Annotated in this window: 18 protein-coding genes and 1 riboswitch; of the genes, 3 read left to right on the top strand and 15 right to left on the bottom strand. The window is 71.1% G+C overall.

Annotated elements, in window-relative coordinates; translation table 11 throughout:
• Positions 1-55: 55 nt before the first annotated feature.
• The 3 genes from HB662_RS15265 to HB662_RS15255 form a co-directional block, all read right to left on the bottom strand.
• Complete coding sequence (locus HB662_RS15265; protein ID WP_168050653.1) at positions 56-262, bottom strand: hypothetical protein; 207 nt, start codon at positions 260-262, stop codon at positions 56-58.
• An 89-nt stretch (positions 263-351) separates the two neighbouring features.
• Positions 352-504, bottom strand: a complete 153-nt coding sequence (locus HB662_RS15260) for a hypothetical protein (protein WP_168050652.1) — start codon at positions 502-504, stop codon at positions 352-354.
• Between the two features lie 195 nt (positions 505-699).
• The gene (locus HB662_RS15255; RefSeq protein ID WP_168033834.1) at positions 700-906 is read right to left on the bottom strand and encodes a cold-shock protein; all 207 of its coding nucleotides are present in this window, start codon (positions 904-906) and stop codon (positions 700-702) included.
• Positions 907-1,228: 322 nt separating this feature from the next.
• Here HB662_RS15255 and HB662_RS15250 point away from each other — a divergent pair, with 322 nt between their 5' ends.
• Together HB662_RS15250 and HB662_RS15245 are read left to right on the top strand one after the other, a co-directional pair.
• A complete protein-coding gene (locus HB662_RS15250; RefSeq protein ID WP_168050651.1) occupies positions 1,229-2,476 on the top strand; it encodes a hypothetical protein in 1,248 nt (415 codons plus the stop codon).
• The gene (locus HB662_RS15245) at positions 2,473-3,585 is read left to right on the top strand and encodes an aminotransferase class I/II-fold pyridoxal phosphate-dependent enzyme (protein ID WP_168050650.1); all 1,113 of its coding nucleotides are present in this window, start codon (positions 2,473-2,475) and stop codon (positions 3,583-3,585) included. The genes HB662_RS15250 and HB662_RS15245 overlap by 4 nt, the downstream gene beginning before the upstream one ends.
• A 5-nt stretch (positions 3,586-3,590) precedes the next feature.
• Here the strand turns inward: HB662_RS15245 and HB662_RS15240 are convergent, their stop codons facing one another.
• From HB662_RS15240 to fdhD, 10 genes are all read right to left on the bottom strand, one after another.
• Positions 3,591-4,751 carry an MFS transporter gene (locus tag HB662_RS15240; protein WP_168050649.1) on the bottom strand — a complete coding sequence of 387 codons (1,161 nt, stop codon included), beginning with the start codon at positions 4,749-4,751 and terminating at the stop codon, positions 3,591-3,593.
• Positions 4,752-4,812: 61 nt separating this feature from the next.
• Positions 4,813-7,113: a 5-methyltetrahydropteroyltriglutamate--homocysteine S-methyltransferase gene (metE, locus tag HB662_RS15235; RefSeq protein ID WP_168050648.1), complete on the bottom strand. Its 2,301-nt coding sequence runs from the start codon at positions 7,111-7,113 to the stop codon at positions 4,813-4,815.
• A gap of 64 nt (positions 7,114-7,177) precedes the next feature.
• Positions 7,178-7,405: riboswitch (cobalamin riboswitch) on the bottom strand.
• Positions 7,406-7,437: 32 nt separating this feature from the next.
• A complete protein-coding gene (gene pqqE / locus HB662_RS15230; protein WP_168050647.1) occupies positions 7,438-8,505 on the bottom strand; it encodes a pyrroloquinoline quinone biosynthesis protein PqqE in 1,068 nt (355 codons plus the stop codon).
• Positions 8,502-8,759, bottom strand: coding sequence for a pyrroloquinoline quinone biosynthesis peptide chaperone PqqD (gene pqqD / locus HB662_RS15225; RefSeq protein ID WP_168050646.1), 258 nt, complete (start codon positions 8,757-8,759; stop codon positions 8,502-8,504). Before pqqD ends, pqqE begins: the two co-directional genes overlap by 4 nt.
• Positions 8,756-9,490 (bottom strand): pyrroloquinoline-quinone synthase PqqC, encoded by a 735-nt coding sequence (pqqC, locus tag HB662_RS15220; protein WP_168050645.1) that lies wholly within the window; start codon positions 9,488-9,490, stop codon positions 8,756-8,758. Before pqqC ends, pqqD begins: the two co-directional genes overlap by 4 nt.
• A complete protein-coding gene (pqqB, locus tag HB662_RS15215; RefSeq protein ID WP_168050644.1) occupies positions 9,487-10,389 on the bottom strand; it encodes a pyrroloquinoline quinone biosynthesis protein PqqB in 903 nt (300 codons plus the stop codon). Before pqqB ends, pqqC begins: the two co-directional genes overlap by 4 nt.
• A gap of 24 nt (positions 10,390-10,413) precedes the next feature.
• Positions 10,414-10,542, bottom strand: coding sequence for a pyrroloquinoline quinone precursor peptide PqqA (pqqA, locus tag HB662_RS28805; RefSeq protein WP_209443297.1), 129 nt, complete (start codon positions 10,540-10,542; stop codon positions 10,414-10,416).
• A 155-nt stretch (positions 10,543-10,697) separates the two neighbouring features.
• Positions 10,698-10,823, bottom strand: coding sequence for a hypothetical protein (locus tag HB662_RS29720; protein WP_280864562.1), 126 nt, complete (start codon positions 10,821-10,823; stop codon positions 10,698-10,700).
• A gap of 56 nt (positions 10,824-10,879) precedes the next feature.
• On the bottom strand, positions 10,880-11,506 hold the full coding sequence (gene mobA / locus HB662_RS15205; protein WP_168050643.1) for a molybdenum cofactor guanylyltransferase MobA: 627 nt from the start codon (positions 11,504-11,506) through the stop codon (positions 10,880-10,882).
• Positions 11,496-12,392, bottom strand: a complete 897-nt coding sequence (gene fdhD, locus HB662_RS15200) for a formate dehydrogenase accessory sulfurtransferase FdhD (protein ID WP_168050642.1) — start codon at positions 12,390-12,392, stop codon at positions 11,496-11,498. Before fdhD ends, mobA begins: the two co-directional genes overlap by 11 nt.
• Before the next feature lie 115 nt (positions 12,393-12,507).
• Between fdhD and HB662_RS15195 the strand changes: the two genes are divergently transcribed.
• On the top strand, positions 12,508-13,659 hold the full coding sequence (locus HB662_RS15195) for a helix-turn-helix transcriptional regulator (protein ID WP_168050641.1): 1,152 nt from the start codon (positions 12,508-12,510) through the stop codon (positions 13,657-13,659).
• Positions 13,660-13,697: 38 nt separating this feature from the next.
• Here the strand turns inward: HB662_RS15195 and HB662_RS15190 are convergent, their stop codons facing one another.
• Together HB662_RS15190 and HB662_RS15185 are read right to left on the bottom strand one after the other, a co-directional pair.
• The gene (locus HB662_RS15190; protein WP_168050640.1) at positions 13,698-14,156 is read right to left on the bottom strand and encodes a hypothetical protein; all 459 of its coding nucleotides are present in this window, start codon (positions 14,154-14,156) and stop codon (positions 13,698-13,700) included.
• A 135-nt stretch (positions 14,157-14,291) separates the two neighbouring features.
• Positions 14,292-16,571, bottom strand: a complete 2,280-nt coding sequence (locus HB662_RS15185; RefSeq protein WP_168050639.1) for a fused MFS/spermidine synthase — start codon at positions 16,569-16,571, stop codon at positions 14,292-14,294.
• Positions 16,572-16,752: the final 181 nt, after the last annotated feature.

Here is a 16,752-nt window from a genome sequence, read left to right as displayed (position 1 = left end):
GGGGCCGGCGGCAGGTGTGTCCCGCCGCCGGGTTCAGGTGGTCAGCCTCAGGTGGTCAGCCGAGGACGCCCTGGCGCATCTGGCTTTCGCGGATGATGCGCTCATGCCCGTCGCGGCTGTTCTTCACGCGGTATTCGCGGTCCTGTGCATCATTCGGCAATTGCCGCACGACGGTATAGGCGCCGGACGGCGCCGACCCATCGAAGCGGCCCGGCATGAATTCGATGCGCTGGCCAACGGTGTAGCGGTGATGCGGAGGCATGTGGCGATCCTCACGGGTCGGGACAGCCCCTGGCGTTACGCCGAAGGGGCAGGACGCTCAGGCCGCCCGCGCGCCGTGAAGTCCTTGGTTCAGCCGATCAGGTCCATCACGATGCGACGGATTTCGTCGCGGGTGAGGCTGGAAATGACAGGCTCGCGTCCGGTCTGGCTGTTGGCTTGTGCCGGAAGGGTGGACCCGTTCGAGTGGAACTGGGTCGAAAGGCGTTCGTCGTAGGTGTGCACGTGGTCCTTTGGGCAGTCCCGGTGGCGGTGCCACCGTGCTGCGGATGCTCTAGCGTTTGCCGGCCGCGCCAGGGACGCGACAGGCCGGTATGCCGCCCTGTAGTGGCGGCGGTGGGATGACGGAGGGACGGGTGCCGAAGCCCCCGCCCATCCATCTGCAATCCGTCGGGGCGGCCCTGGGCCACCCCGTACGGTTCAGGCGCGCTTCAGGTTGCCGGCAGAGGTCTTGCCCTGCTGGCCGTGCTGCAGCTCATATTCCAGCTTGTCGCCCTCGCGCGGCTCCTGCAGGCCGGAACGCTGCACATCGGAGATGTGCAGGAACACGTCCTTGGAGCCGTCTTCCGGCTGGATGAAGCCATAGCCCTTGGTCGCGTTGAACCACTTGACGGTGCCGATCGGCATGGTTGGAATCCGCTTCGTAACAAAAGACCGCCCCAACGACATTGCCGGGCGGATCAGACTTGAAGGGGAAACGGACACTTGGCTCGGCGCTCGATCGAACGGGAGAGCAGGCCGAACCGCGCAAGACTGACCCACTCCATATGCGCCCTGCATGGGCAATCTGCAACCTAAATCGGGCCCGGCGACCTTCGCCCGCCGGCCGGAACGTTGTGGCGGCGGCGGCCAGTGGTAAGGTCCGGGCGGTCGCGGATTGCGGCCGAGGAGGGGTCCGCAAGCCTGCATGAGTGTCGATGACCCTGATTCACGGCGGCCTGGACCACGGTTGCTGCTACCGCCCGGGCCAGGCTTCGCCGCGGTGGGCGCGGAGTTCATCCGCGGTGTTGCCGCGGCCACCGGCATCGCGCCGCGCCTGGGGGATCGCCTGGCCCTGATCGCGGAGGAGGTGCTGGCGGCCAGTCCGCCCTCCGCCGGACAGGTCAGCCTGGCGCTGCGCGACCGGCGGCACGCCCTGCGCCTGGAACTCGGCTTCGCCACCGCGGATGTGGATCTGGCCGGGCTGGACCAGGCGCGGCGGCAGGATGGCGAGGATACCGCCGATGTCGGCCTGTACCTCGCCGCCCGGCTGGCGGACCGTCTGACCACGGAGCCCGGCGTGCAGGGCGGGCTGCTGCTCGGCTTCGACCTGGCCCGGGCCTATCCGGCGCGGGTGGCGGAGGCGCCGCCGCAGGCGCTCGGCCCGGTGCATGGCGTGCCGCTGGAGCCGGATGATGCGACGCTGGCGCTACTGGTGGATTGGGCCGAGGCAAGCGGTGCCGGCGGCCCGGTCTTCCGCACCGCCGCCCGCGTGCTGGACCAGCGCGCCGCCGGGGAGCTTGCGGCCCTGGTCGCGCTGGATGCGCGGCGCCGGCCGCTGGGCGGGCTGTTCTGGCAACCCTTCGGCCGCCGCCTGATGGCGCTGTCCGGCCCCGCCTTGCTGCTGCCGGAGGGCGCCGGCCGCGCGGCGCTCGCCACCGGCCTGCTGGATGCCGCCCTCGGCCGGCTGGCGCGTGGCAGCATCCAGGGACTGGTGGTGCTGGAGGCGGCGCCGGACATGCCGGCCGAGGCCTTCGAGGTGGTCGGCCACCTGCCCGATGCCGCGGGCGGCCAGCACCCCGTGCTGTTCCGCGCGCTGGAGGAAGACCCGGGCGGCATCGCCTGGGTGCCGGCGGCGCTGCGGCCCTGGGTGACGGAGCAGGTGCGCCGCCTCGGCCTCGGCCGCGACATCGAGGAACCGCCCCCGCCGGCCCGCGCCACCGGTGCGGCCATGGCGGCGGAAACGGACCGCGCCGCCGGGCGCGTCACCCTGCGGCCGCTGCTGGCGGCGGCCGATGCGGCAGCGGTCGCGGCGGGCAATGTCGCGCTGTTCCGCGGCCAGGGGTTTTCGCAGTTTCGCGCGGTGCTGGATCTCGGCCGGCCCGAGCACGCCGCCTTCGCCGAGGGCCTGGTCCAGGCCGGGCTGGCGCCGGCGGCGCTGATCCCGGATGCGGCGGGCGACCTGCTGCTGCTGGCGGCGACCGGGACGTCCAGGTGAGCGGCTTCGCGCTGGAGCGCCTGGTGCCCGCGCATGTCCGCGCCTTCGAGGCCTATGTGCCCTCGCCACCGGATGACGTGCTGCGGCGCCGCTTCGGCGTGGCGCATCTGCACCGGCTGAACAACAACGAGAACCCGCTCGGCCCGCCCGCGGCGTCGCGCGCGGTGATGGCCCGGTGGGAGGTCGGGCAGGCCGCGCAGTATCCGCAGGGCGATGGCTGGCATCTGCGCCGCGCCATCGCCGGGCGTTTCGGGCTGGATGCGGAGCAGGTGATCCTCGGCAATGGCGCGAACGAGGTGATCGCCTTCGTCATCAAGGCCTTCTGCGAACAGGGCGACAACATCGTCACCGCCGACCGCACCTTCGCCGTCTATGAATGGCTGGCCAGCTTCTCCGGCGTCACGCCTCGCCTGGTGCCGCTGCGCGCGGATGGCTTCGACGATGCGGCGCTGCTGCGGGCGATCGATGCGCGGACCCGCGTGGTGTTCCTGTGCAACCCGAACAACCCGACCGGAAGCTGGTGGGACCACGCGAAGCTCGCCCGCTTCCTGGACGCCGTGGCAGGCCGCGCCATCGTCGTGGTGGACGAGGCCTATGCCGAATACGCCGAGGAGCCGGGCTTCCCCGACAGCTTCGCGCTGATGGCGCGGCATCCGAACCTGGTCGTGTACCGCACCTTCTCCAAGATGTGGGGGCTGGCCGGGCTGCGCATCGGCTGGATGGCTGCGGCACCCGCGGTGGCGGCCACGGTGCGGAAGACCAGCATCAGCTACAGCGTCAACCTGCTGGCCCTGGACGCGGCGCGGGAAGCGGTGTGGGACGAGGCGCATATCGCCGCGACCCGCGCCCATGTGCGGGAGATGCGGGCCGGCCTGGCCGCGCTGGCCGGCCGGCTCGGGCTGGGCATGATCGGCGCCATCGGCAATTTCGCCATGCTGCGCCTGCCGATCCCGGACACGGTGGCGCATCGGCGGCTGATGGCGCGCGGCGTGATGGCGCGCGCGATGACCAGCTTCCGCTACCCCGGCTGGCTGCGCGTCTCCTTCGGCAGCGCCCCCGCCATGGCGGCCTTCGCCGAGGCGCTGGAAGCGGTGCTGGCCGAAGGGTAGCTTCTCTACCGCGGCAGCAGCCGCAGCACCGGGATGGCCGGCGCCAGGCACAGCGCGGCGAAGGCGAAGGCGCCGGCATAGCCCGCGACGCCGACGACGAAGCCGCCCAGCAGCGGGCCGAGCAGGTAGCCAAGCTGCAGTGCCAGCATCATCAGGTTGAGATTCGCGCCACGCCGCTCCGGCGCCGAATGCCGGTGCATCAGCGCGTTCAGCAGCGGCAGCACCGCGCCAAAGCCGAGCCCGGTCAACAGTGCGGCCGGCAGCAGCGCCAGGGCCGGCAGCGGCAAGGCCAGCAGCAGCAGCGCCAGCACCACGCAGGCCAGCCCGCCGGCAGCCAGGCGGCGCTGGTCCAGCCGGTCGAAGGCGTCGCCGGCCAGCAGGCGCAGTGCCATGATCGTCGCCGTCTGCAACGCGAAGAAGGTGCCGACCAGGCTGGCGCCGTCCAGTTCCAGCGCGCGCGGCTTCAACAGGCTGAACAGCAGGGCATGCGCCAGGAAGGCCAGCGTGTTCACCGCCAGCAGCAGAAGCACCGGCCGGCCCGCGGCACCTTCGCCGGCCTGTGCCGGCGGCGTGGCGTCCTGTATCGGGCGGCGCGCGACCCACAGCGCCAGGACCAACGCGGGCGCCTGCAGCAGCGCCAGCGCGGCATACTGACCCGCCGCATCGCCGCCGAAGGCGGGCAGCGTCGCCTCCATCAGCGGCGGCAGCAGCGCGAAGGGCAGCAGGTCCGCCACGCCGAACAGCGCATAGGCCTGCCCGGCGCGGGCCGGCGGCACCATGGCGACAAAGGCGGCGACGATGCCCACCAGCGTCAGCACGAAGCCCAGCCCGTGCAGCAGGCGCAGCGCCAGCAACTGCGCGAAGCCATCCGCCATCAGGTACAGCGGCAGCACCAGCAGCGTCACGCTGAAGCCGGCGACGATGCAACGCCCGGCGGTGGCGGGGGTGACGCGCGCGGACAGGGGCGGGATCAGCAGCAGGGCCACCAGGGTGAAGCCGGCTATCGCCAGCCCCGCCTGGGCCGGGCCGAGGCCGCGGCCGCGCAGCCACGGCTCCAGCCCATAGAAGGCGGCGAGGTTGGCGAAGCCGAACAGGGTGAGCAGCAGCGTGAGGGCGAAGCGCGCATCCCATAGCCGTGGCGGGTCACCCTCCCTCGAACCCGCCATTCAGCCCTGCCCCCGTTGCGCCGCCGGATGGGTCCGGCAGCGTGTCCGGGGGCAGGATAGGCTAAACCAGCTCGGCGCGCAGGGTGCGGGCGGCGGCGACCAGGTTGGCCATCGCCGGCCGCACTTCCGCCCAGCCACGCGTCTTGCAGCCGCAATCCGGATTGGCCCAGAGCCGCCCGGCCGGCACGCGCTGCGCCGCCCGGCGCAGCAGTGCCACCATCTCCGCCGCATCCGGCACGCGCGGGCTGTGGATGTCCCACACACCCGGGCCGATCTCGTTCGGATAGGCGAAGCCCTCGAAGGCGGCGAGCAGTTCCATGTCGCTGCGCGCCGTCTCGATCGAGATCACATCGGCATCCATCGCGGCGATCTCGGCGATGATGTCGTTGAATTCGCTGTAGCACATATGGGTGTGGATCTGCGTCGCGTCCCCGACAACCGAGGCGGACAGTCGAAAACATTCCACCGCCCAGCGCAGATATTCGGCGCGGTCGGATTCGCGCAGCGGCAGGCCCTCACGGAAGGCGGGCTCGTCGATCTGGATCATGCCGATGCCGGCCGCCTCCAGATCCGCCACCTCGTCGCGGATCGCCAGCGCGATCTGCCGGCACACCACGTCGCGCGGCAGGTCGTCCCGCACGAAGGACCAGTTCAGCATCGTCACAGGCCCCGTCAGCATCCCCTTCATCGGCCGCTTGGTCAGCGACTGCGCGAAGGCGGACCAGCGCACCGTCATCGGATGCGGGCGGGACACGTCGCCCCAGATGATCGGCGGCGCGACGCAGCGGCTGCCATAGCTCTGCACCCAGCCATGTTTCGTGAAGGCGTAGCCGGCAAGCTGTTCGCCGAAATACTTCACCATGTCGTTGCGCTCGAACTCGCCATGCACCGGGACATCGACGCCGATCTCCTCCTGCCAGCGCACCGCCTCCGCCGTCAGCGCCTCCATCGCCGCATCATGCGCATCCTGCGTCATCTCGCCGCGGGCCAGGCGGGCACGCAGCGCGCGCACCTCCGCGGTCTGCGGCCAGGACCCGATGCTGGTCACCGGCAGCTTCGGCAGGTTGAAGCGCGCATGCTGTGCTTCGGCCCGCTGGGCGTAAGGGCTGCGGCGCTGCGCCATCTCCGGCGTCAGCGCGCCCAGCCGCGCGGCCACCGCCGGATCCTGCCGCTGCGCCTCGGCGCGGGCCGCATCGCTCGCCTTCAGCAGCGGGGCAATGGCGGCCTCGCCCTCATCCAGCCCGCGCGCCAGGGCGACAACCTCGGCCAGCTTCTCATTCGCGAAGGCCAGGCGCCGGGCCAGGGCAGGGTCCAGCGCCGTCTCCAGCTTCAGGCTGTGCGGCACATGCAGCAGGGAGCATGAGGGTGCGACCATCAGGCGCTTGCCGCGCCCGCCGGCCGCCGCATGCTGCGCCAGCCCGAGCGCCTGGCGCAGATCGGTGCGCCAGACATTGCGGCCATCCACCAGACCGAGCGACAGCCACCGATCCGCCGGCCAGGCTGCCAGCGCATCCGCGAGCTGATCCGGCGCGCGCACCAGGTCCAGATGCAGGCCGGCGACGGGCAGCGCGGCGGTGAAGGGCAGGTTCTCCCGCAGCGCGCCGAAATAGGTGGCGAGCAGGATGTCGAGGCCCGGCGCCGCTTCCGCCAGCGCATGATAGGCGGTGGCATAGGCCGCCTCCGCGCCCGGCGGCAGGTCCGTTACCAGGCACGGTTCGTCGATCTGCACCCAGGTGGCGCCGGCCTCGGCGATGCCGCGCAGCACCTCGGCATAGACAGGCAGCAGCGCCGGCAGCAGGTCCAGCGGCCGCACATCCTCGGCCTTGGACAGCAGCAGGAAGGAGACCGGGCCGAGCAGCACAGGGCGGGTGCGGGTGCCCAGCGCCAGCCCCTCCCGCACCGCATCGGCCCAGCGGTTCCGGGTCAGCTGGAAGCGGGTCTCAGGCGTCAGGCGCGGGACCAGGTAGTGGTAGTTGGTGTCGAACCACTTGGTCATCTCCAGCGCCGTCGCGCCGGGCCGGATGCCTGCCTCCTGCTCCGCTTCCGTGCCACGGGCGCCGCGCGCCAGGGCGAAATAGGTGGCCAGCGAAACCGGGCCCTCGCCGGACCATCCATAGCCATCCGGCACCACGCCGAGCGCGCAGGCGGTGTCCAGCACATGGTCGTACAGGGTGAAATCGGTGGAGGGGACGTGGTTGATGCCGCTGCCCTGCTGCAGCGCGCGGCTGCCGGCACGCAGCGCCTCGGCGGTGGCAAGCAGCTCCGCCTCGGTGGATTTACCGGACCAGAAGGATTCGAGAGCGGTCTTCAGCTCGCGCCGGGGGCCGATGCGGGGGTAGCCGAGATTGGCGGCGATGGTCATCGCAAGTCTCTCCAGGCCCCCGGTCCCCTCAGCCCGGCGGCAAGGCAGGTGGCGCGGCCCGCTGGGCGGGTCCACGGCGCTGGCAGGTCTCCTGGCTCGCGGGTCGTCGGTGCCGGCCTGGCCTTCCCGCGGGGGTTGCCCCTCGCAGTGGCTCGCTCGGCCTGCTGGCCGGGCAAATAGGCCGGCGCCTCGCCGCCGACAGTTGCTGGGGCAGCCGCCGACTTGGGGCGCGAGCCCCGCACGGCGTTCCCTTTTCACCCGCTCGCGCGGGACCAACGCAATATCAACATATCCTTATGTGTTTGGCCTAGCAACCCGCCAGCTTCAGTCGAAGCCGCGATACCTGAAATCGGGGGAGGTGGCCTCCGCCACCGCCGCCGCCAGCATCCCGTGGTCCGGCGACAGGGCGCAGGCCGGGTCGGTAGCGGTGGCGTCGCCGGTCAGCGCGAAGGCCTGGCAGCGGCAACCGCCCCAATCCTTCTCCTTCCGGTCGCAGCCCCGGCAGGGTTCCGGCATCCAGCCGGTGCCGCGGAAGCGATTGAAGGCGTCGCTATCCTCCCACGCCGCGCGCAGGGAGGTATCGCGCACATTGGGGAAGTCGAGGCCGGTGATGGATTCCGCCGCGTGGCAGGGCAGTACGCGACCGGCGGGGGACACGCCGAGGAAGCGGTTGCCCCAGCCGCCCATGCAGGATTTCGGCCGCGCCGCGTGATAATCCGGCACCACATAATCGATCATCAGCCGGCCCCGATGCGCCACCCGCGCCGCATCGACGATGCGGGTCGCCTCATCCAGCTGTTCGCGCGTCGGCAGCAGCGCGTCGCGGTTCATCAGCGCCCAGCCGTAGTATTGCACATGCGCCACTTCCAGCCGGCCGGCGCCCCAGCGCAGGGCCGTCTCGATCAGCAGCGGCAGGTTGTGCAGGTTCTGCCGGTGCACCACGGCGTTCAGCGTCAGCGGCAGGCCGGCCTGCGTGACCAGCCGCGCGGCCTGTTCCTTGCGCGCCGGCGCGCCCTTCATGCCGCCGATGCGCTCCGCCCCCGCCGGGTCCGTGTCCTGCACGGAAAGCTGCACATGATCCAGCCCCGCCTCCACCAGTCGCGCCATCAGCGCCGCGTCCAGCAATACGCCGGCGGTGATCAGGTTGGTGTAGAGCCCGGCCGCATGCGCCGCCCGCGTGATCTCCACGATGTCGCGCCGCACCGTGGGCTCGCCGCCCGAGAGATGCACCTGCAGGCAGCCCAGCGCCGCGGCCTCACGGAACACCCGTGCCCATTCCTCCGTGGTGAGTTCACCGCTCGCGCGGGTCAGCTCGACGGGGTTGGAGCAATAGGGGCAGCGCAGCGGGCAGCGATGCGTCAGCTCCGCCAGAAGGGCGAGCGGCGGGTTCACGGCGCCAGCGCCCCGCGCGCCACCAGGTCATCCACCATGGCGCGCACATCGGTCGCGATGACGTCGCGCGGCGCAGCGAACTTGGTGGCCAGCGCATCGATGATGGCATCGACGTCGCGGGTGCCATCGACCAGGCGCAGCACCTCCAGCGCCGTCTCGTCGGGGACGAACATGCGCTCCGGCGCCATTACCACCCAGCGGTCGCGCGCCTGGTCGTGATGCAGCCGCACGCCGCGCGGGAAGCGGGGCGTCATGGCCGACCACAGGGGCGAAAAGCGCCCGGCGGCGGCAGGGCGGGCGCGACATAGGCGAAGTGCAGCGCATCGAGCTGCGCCCAGAGCAGGTCGCATTTGAAGCGCAGCGCGGCCAGCACCTGTTCCTGCTTCTCCGCCGTGTCGGCGTACTGCTTCACGTAATCCAGCGCGAAGGCGACATCCTGCGGCGCTTGGGTCAGGCGCGGCGTGAAATAGGCCAGCGTCTCCGCCGTGACGAAATCATAGTTCCGCAGCATGCCGGAGACGCGCTGGGAGATGATGTCGGGCGAGAACATCTCGGTCAGGGACGATGCGATCGCCTCCAGCAGCGACTTCTCCCGCACGAAGCGCACATAGGCATCCACTGCGAAGCGCGTCGCTGGCAGCAGGCCTTGCAGGGAGATGACGTAGCCGCGGTCCAGCCCCAGCCCATCGGTCAGCGCCAGCCAGCGCTCCACGCCACCCGGATGCGTGCCGTCGCCATCATGATCCACCAGCCGCCGCCGCCATTCGCGCCGCAAATCCGGCGTCGGCAGCCGCGCGAGCAGGGAGGCGTCCTTCGCCGGGATGCTGGCCTGGTAGTAGTAGCGGTTCAGCGCCCAGGCCTGCACCTGGCCACGATCCAGCTTGCCGCCATGCAGCAGGTGATGGAACGGGTGGTGGACGTGGTAGCGCTCCGCCCCGATGGCGCGCAGCGCATCTTCCAGGGCATCCGGCGACAGCAGGCTCACAGGCGGATCTCCATCCCGTCCTCCGCCACCTCCCAGCCCGCGGCGGCGAGTTGCGCGCGCTCGGGGCTGTCGGACAGCAGGGCGGGATTCGTGTTGTTGATATGCACGAAGACGCGGCGGGCCACCTGCATGTGCTCGAAGGCCTCGACTGTGGACCCTGGGCCGGTCATCGGCATGTGGCCCATGCGCCGCCCGGTCTTCGGCCCGGCGCCGAGGCGGATCATCTCGTCATCGCTGAACAGCGTGCCGTCGAAGAACACGCAATCGGCGCCCTGCAGCCGTGCCCGAAGCGCGTCCGTCATCAGCGCGCAGCCCGGGATGTAGTGTAGCGTACCGCCGCCGGCGGACAGCGCCAGGCCGACCGCCTCGCCATCCTCCGCAACGCCCGGATCCCCGGTGCCTTCGGCGAAAAGCGGCACCTTGCCCGGCACCGCATAGGCGGTGATGGAGATGCCGAGCACCGCAAGACCCTGCTCCAGTGCAATCGGACGGCGCCGCACGAATTCCGGGTTCAGCGCATTGAAGATCGGGTTGGCATCCAGCACGCCGAGCGTCTGCGGCGCGGCCAGCAGATCGAATGGCTGCCGCTCCCTCAGATGCAGCAGTCCGGCGATGGCATCCACCTCGCCACCCGTCAGCAGCACTGCGCCGATCGGTGAGTGTCGCAGCGCGGGGGGGCGTGGGTGCAGCGCGGGGGTCGCGGCGATCTGCTGGCGCAGATCGGGGCTGGCATTCACCAGCAGCCAGCGCTCACCATCCGCGGAAGCGGCAATGCTGGCCTGGCTGCGGGGCAGGGCGGCCGGATCGCCGGCGCGGGCGCGCAGGCAACCCGGCCCGGCCGAGTTCCACTGGGGAAACCCTCCGCCGGCGCCGGAGCCCAGCACGATGACCCGGAGCATGCAGATCGGCTCCGGGCAGCCGGCTCAGTCGATCTCGGCGGACGCGTAGCTGTTGATTTCCATCGCCAGGGAGATTTCGACGATCTTCGGGGTCTTCCAAACCATGGCTTCATCCTCCGGCTGCGACCGGCCAAGTGCCGGCCTGCGAGACATGACGCCTTCGCCATGTGACTTCAAGGCGAGGGAAGGGCCGCGCCGGACAAGGCGGCGCCACGAGGCTGAACATATCGCGAGGGCACGCCGCTGGCTGAGGGCAGGCCTGGGCGGCCCGGATTCCGAGCCGTCTCGTCAGCCGAAGGCGTCAGTGGCTACAGCCGCACGCCCTGCGTGGTGTAGCGCTGGTCCGCGGTCTGCTGGAAATTGCGGTCGAGCACCGCATACGCACCGATGGCGACGATGATGGCGGCGAGTGCGCCGAACAGCACGGATTTCATTCGGGCGTTTCCCCAAGGTGCGGCACGGCGGTGCGACGCAACGCTTCTGTATCGGATCAGCCGCGCCCGGTTGCAAGGGCGGCGAGCAGCGCCTCGGCCTCCGCCAGGTCTTCCGGTGCATTTGCGTTGAAGAAGGGGTCGAGGGGCTGGGTCGGCCAATCCGCATGCGCGATCCCGTGACGCGCCGTCCAGCGGTCGATCTTGCGTTCGCCCGCAGCCAGCGCCGCGCGCAGATCGTGCCGCAGCGCCACCGGCCACAGGCCGATCGGCGGGTGGGCCTGGCCGTCCGAGCGTGCGCAGGCGAGCGGCACATCCGCCGCCTCCCGCGCCGCGTGCAGCCGCGCCACCAGATCGCCGGGTATCAGTGGCGAATCGCCGGGGACGGAGGCGACCCATTCGAAGCCCGGCCGTTCCGCCGCCGCCCAGTCCAGCGCGGCCAGGATGCCGGCCAGCGGGCCGGGGTGGTCCGGCAGACCGTCCGGCACTACCGGCAAGCCCCAGCCGGCAAATCGGGAAGAATCGCCATTGGCGTTCAGGATGATGTCCGCCACCTGCGGCCGCAGCCGTTCCAGCACATGGTCCAGCAGGGGCCGCCCGGCGAGCAGGCGCAGCGGCTTGTCGCCGCCACCCATGCGCCGCGCCAACCCGCCGGCCAGCACCACGGCCAGCGTCTCATTCGGCATCGGTGGACCCCATCATCTCGGCGCTGTTCTTGCGCCAATGCTTCGCGCTTTCCTCTGGCACATGCGCGAGGTCGGCGTCGAAGACCAGGCGCTGTTCGCCGGCCAGCGCCACGAAGCGCTTGCCCTTGCAGCGGCCGATCAGGGTCAGGTTCGCCTCCCGCGCCAGCTCCACCCCCCAGGCGGTGAAGCCGGAGCGGGACAGCAGGATGGGGATGCCCATGCGGACGGTCTTGATTACCATCTCCGACGTCAGTCGGCCGGTGGTGTAGAAGATCTTGTCCTCCGGCGCCTCATTCTCCCGGAACATCCAGCCGGCGATCTTGTCCACCGCATTGTGGCGGCCGACATCCTCCATGTAGACGATGGGCTGGTCTTCGCGGCACAGCGCGCAGCCATGGATGGCGCCGGCCTCCAGGTACAGGCTGGGAAGCGTATTGATCTGGTGCAGCAGGCGATAGAGCCAGGAAGTCCGCAACTGCGCGTCCTCCGGCAGCCGCACGCCGGCGAAATCCTCCATCAGGTCACCGAAGGCGGTGCCCTGGGCGCAGCCGGAGGTCAGGGTCTTCTTGCGCAGCTTGGCCTCGAAATCCGTCTTCGCCTCGGTGCGGACGACGACAACCTGCAGGTCCTCGTCATATTCCACGCCGGTCACGCGGTCGGCCCGGCGCAGCATGCCCTGGTTCAGCAGGTAACCCAGCGCCAGGTCTTCCGGCCGGTCGAGGATCGTCATCATGGTGACGATCTCCTGCCCGTTCAGGTACAGAGTCAGCGGCCGTTCCACCGTCACGCTGGTCTCGATCGCCTGGCCGGTGTGGTCCAGCCCGGTCAGGCGCCGGGTCAGGCGCGGGTCGGTGGGGTCGGGTTGCACGCGAAGGGGCAGGGGCATGGCACCAAGGTGGCCGCGCCCCGCCTGCCGTGCAAGCGAGGCCGCCGCGCCCCCTGAGGCGCGCAGGATTGATGTAATCATTTACACATTTCCGTTAAGATGCGAGTGTCGGGTCGTGAGCATCTCGGCCGCCACGCCTTCCCCCGAGGCCTTTGCGCTGGATATCTACGCCGCCGTGCTGGACGGCCGTGGACTCGCCGCCGCGATCGCCCCGCTCGCCGAGGCACTGCAGACCAGCACCCACGCCGTGCACCTGATGCAGTACGAACAGGGCCTTTTGCGGGAAAGCCGTTGCGAAGGCGGCGGCCTCGCTCTCGATGTCACCAACGGCTACCAGGACCATTGGATCTACCGCGACCCATGGGCGATCGCCGCGGCCCGGCAGGGCGAAGGCGTGCTGAACATGGGCCGCGTGGTGCCGGTCTCCGCCTATCGCCGATCGGCCATCTGGAATGAATGGAAGGCCCCGCGGGATGGCGCCTTCCACTGCCTTTCCGCGACCGTCCAGGCACCCGATGGCACGGTCGGCCGCATCGCCTTCCACCGTTCCGCCCGCGCCGCCCCCTTCGGCCCGGCGGAGGAGGCACTGCTCGATCCACTCTTCCCGCATCTGCGCCGCACCCTGCTGCTGCAGAACAGGCTGGCCGCCGATGGCTGGCAGGCGGCGCGCGCGCTGCGCACGGGCTTTGCCGCGCTGCGCCAGGGGGTCGTGCTGCTGGACCGCCAGCGCCGCATCGTCGTCACCAACCCGGCGGTTGAAGCCATGGTGGCGCAACGGGATGGGCTGGCCCTGGCGCCGGAGGGCGGCCTCGCCACTCCGGATGCGGAAGCCAGGCAGGCGCTCGCCCGCGCGGTGGGCTCCGCTCTCGCTTCCATCTCGGGCAAGGTGAAGCTGATGCCGGACGCCGCCAGCGTGGCGCTGCCCCGGCCCAGTGGAGCGCCGCCCTACCTGGTGCAGGCGATGCCGCTGCGACGGCTGGATGCTCCCGGTGCGCCGGAGGGATTCACCGGCGTCATGCTGCTGGTGACCGATGACCACAGCCGCGCCCATCCCCGCGCGCCGCTGCTGCGCCAGGCTTTCGGGCTGACGCCGGCCGAGGGCGCGCTGGCCGCGGCGCTCGCCGCCGGGCGGAGCGTGGCGCAGCACGCGGCGACGCGGAAGATCGCGGTGGCGACGGCGCAGGACCACCTGGCCGCCATTCGCCGCAAGACCGGCTGCCGGTCCCTGGCCGACCTGACCCGGTTGCTGGGGCGGATGACGGGTTGAACCGCCGGGGTTGAACTGCCCCGGCTGGTCGAGATGGTTCAGCCGCCGCGCAGGGAAAACGGACGCATCAGGAAGGCGGCGCCCCAGCCGAAGGCGCCGTTCAGCAGCGCCGCACGCGCCCAGATGATGGTGTTGCCGCCGGCCCACATCGGTGCGCCACGCAACTGCGCCACCACCGTCAGCGCCACCACGGTGCAGACCACCGCCCCCAGCACGAAGCCGGTCAGCAGGTCCGGCATCCGCCCCCAGCGGATCAGCGCCGCCAGGACAATGCCCCAAAGCCCGCCCCAGAAAGCCATGGACAGCACCTGCGGCACGCCCCAGGGCGGCACCGGGCGGATGCTGAAGCCCGGGGAGCCGGGCCGGAAGGCATCCGGTACGAAGGGCAGCAGCTTGATCAGCGCGAACTGGTGGTACAGCACCCAGAGCGTGCCTTGGTGGAACACCAGCACGGCCAGCGCACCGCAGATGAAGCCGACCAGCAGAACCTTCTTCATCGACCGCATCCACCGAGTTTGTTGCGGCAGACTATCCCGCGGCCCCGGCTGGCGCCATCCGGCTGCGCCGCGCGGTTTCGCCGTGGCCGGGCGCGGCCAGCGCCGTTCGGGCCCGTTGTGCCACCGGGACGAGCCTTATTCCTCCTCCAGCAGATCCTCCGGCCGGCGCAGCGCGTGGGTGTAGCGGACGCCGTTGTTCAGGTAGAATTCGTCGCGCGGGAAGACATCCGTCAGCAGTACCGGCGGCCGCGGCGACCCGGGTTCCCAGGCCAGTGCCGGCTCCGCGAACAGGCCGGCATAGTCGCCGAAGTCGCGATTGCCGCGCGCCAGGTGCGCCACCACCTCCGGCTGCGCGAAGCGCCGAGCCAGCCGCGCCGGGTCGTAGGGGATCGGACTGTCGGAGCCGATCAGCACGGAGCCCGGCATCAGCAGCAGGCTGTGCGGGAAGACCGCGGCGAAGGTCGCCACCACCCGCCGGCTCGGCCCCCACTGCACATACAGGCCGCCCGGCGCCAGCCGCGCGCGGACCTGCTGCAGGAACTCGGCGGAATACAGCAGGCCTGAATGCGAGCCCTCGGGCAGGATCGCATCCGCCTGGATCACGTCGTATAGCTGCTCGCCCCGCGCCAGGGCGCGCCGGCCATCGCCGTATTCCAGCGCCCAGCGCGGATTGCCCACCATCTCCGCGATCGGGCTGGCGGGGTAGCGGGCGGCGATCTCCGCATGCGCCGTCAGCACCGGCCCGACCAGCTCGATGGCCCGTACCGATTGCGTGGCTTCGGATACGCCGGCCGCCCAGGGCGTGCCACCGGAGCCGATGCCGATGCACAGCACCGCCTTCGGGTCTGGGTGCAGCAGCGGTCCGACGGCGCCGAGGAACTGGTGGATCGGCAGGAACGGAATGCGCCCCTGGCTGAAGCCCTGGATGAAGAAGGGGCCGTGCGGACCCTCGCGAGGCGGGCTGTCGCCCCCGTTGTCATCGCGGAAGAAGGCGATGCCGGAGCGGTCCTCGGACCAGGCGATGCGCTGGCCCGGCTGTTCGGCATGCAGGCGGGACCACAGCGCCGCATTGCCCGGCAGCGCCACCAGCGCCACGCCGCAGGCGGCCGCCAGCGCCAGCTCCGGCCGCCTTGCCCAGGAAGGTCGGCCGCGCCCCGTCCGCCACAGCCAGCCCAGCATCAGCAGCAGCGACAGCGCCGCCAGCAGCCGCAGCGTGCCGGCGGTGCCGATCAGGTGGAAGGTCACCAGCCCGGTCAGGATCGACCCCGCCGCATTGCCCAGGATATTGGCCAGCTGCACCCAGCCGACCCGCGCGCCGACGCTGGCGAGGTCCTGCTGCACGGCGCGCTGCACGAAGGGGAAGGTCATGCCGATCAGGAAGCTCGGCGGGCCCACCACGGCCAGCGTCAGCAGCACCGTCGTCACCAGCCCGCCATCGCGCAGCCGCTGCATGTCGGCCGAGACGTATTGGTTGATCGGCCAGTGCGGCAGCGCCCAGACCAGCAGCAGGATCAGCGCCGCCCCCAGCGCGAAGCCGCCCGCCTGGGTCAGGAAGAAGGCCGGCCGCGGGTCGCGCATCCGCCGCACCATGCGCGATGCCACCGCGATCCCTGCTCCATCCGCCAGCAGGAAGATGCCGAGCACGGTGGGGAACAGGTAGGCGTGGTACTGGCCGACCTGGCCCATCAGGCGCACCCAGACGATCTCCAGCGCGACGATGATGTAGCCGGACAGGAACACCAGCAGGCACCACAGGCGCAGGCTGCCGAAGGGTTCCGCTTCCGCGGTGGCGACGCGCGCCGGTGGCGACGGTGCAATGCGGGACAGGCCGGGCAACAGGGTGAGTGCAAGGCCCGCTGCCAGCACATCCAGCCCCGCCGCCAGTGCCAGCGCCCCGACGAAGCCCAGATGGCCCACCAGGACCCAGCCGCCGAGCAGCGCGCCCAGCCCGGCACCCAGCGTGTTCAGCCCGTAGAGGCTGCCGATGCGTTCCGCCACCGTGTCCAGGCTGGTGGCGACCGCACGTGCCAGCAGGGGCAGGGACGCGCCCATCAGGGTGGTCGGCAGCACCAGGCCGGCGAAGCACAGCGCGAAGATCGCCGCCGGGCTGTCCACCACGCCGGCCAGGCCGGTGGCCAGCAGGTCGTACAGGAACAGCTTGGAGACCAGCGCGAAGCCCGCCACCCCGGCCTCCGCCAGCGCGAAGCCCAGCAGCGCGTGGAACGGCGAAAGCCGGTCGGCCAGCTTCGCCCCGAGAATCGAGCCGAGTCCGAGCCCGGCCAGGAAGGCGCCCACCACCAGCGCGGCCGAGATGGTGTCCGAACCCGCGAAGATGCCGAGCATGCGCTGCCAGACGATCTGGCACAGCAGGGCGGCGAAGCCCGAGCAGAAGAATGCGACGGCCAAGCGTGGCATGCCCGAAATCCTCCCCCACACGCCGAACCTCCCGTTCTGACGCGAGCGTCATGATTGCGAAATCCCGTGCTTTACGTAACCCACCGTCCATGCGCCGGACACCAAATGAGTGGACGGCGAGCGCCCCCCACCCTTGCGGCCGAAGGCCCGCCCGCGCACCTTGCGCCCCTGTTGTTCGGGA

This window comes from Falsiroseomonas frigidaquae (assembly GCF_012163145.1).
Lineage (GTDB): Bacteria > Pseudomonadota > Alphaproteobacteria > Acetobacterales > Acetobacteraceae > Falsiroseomonas > Falsiroseomonas frigidaquae.
Note: the sequence above shows the minus strand (reverse complement) of the source record. Positions and strands in the feature narration are given on the sequence as shown.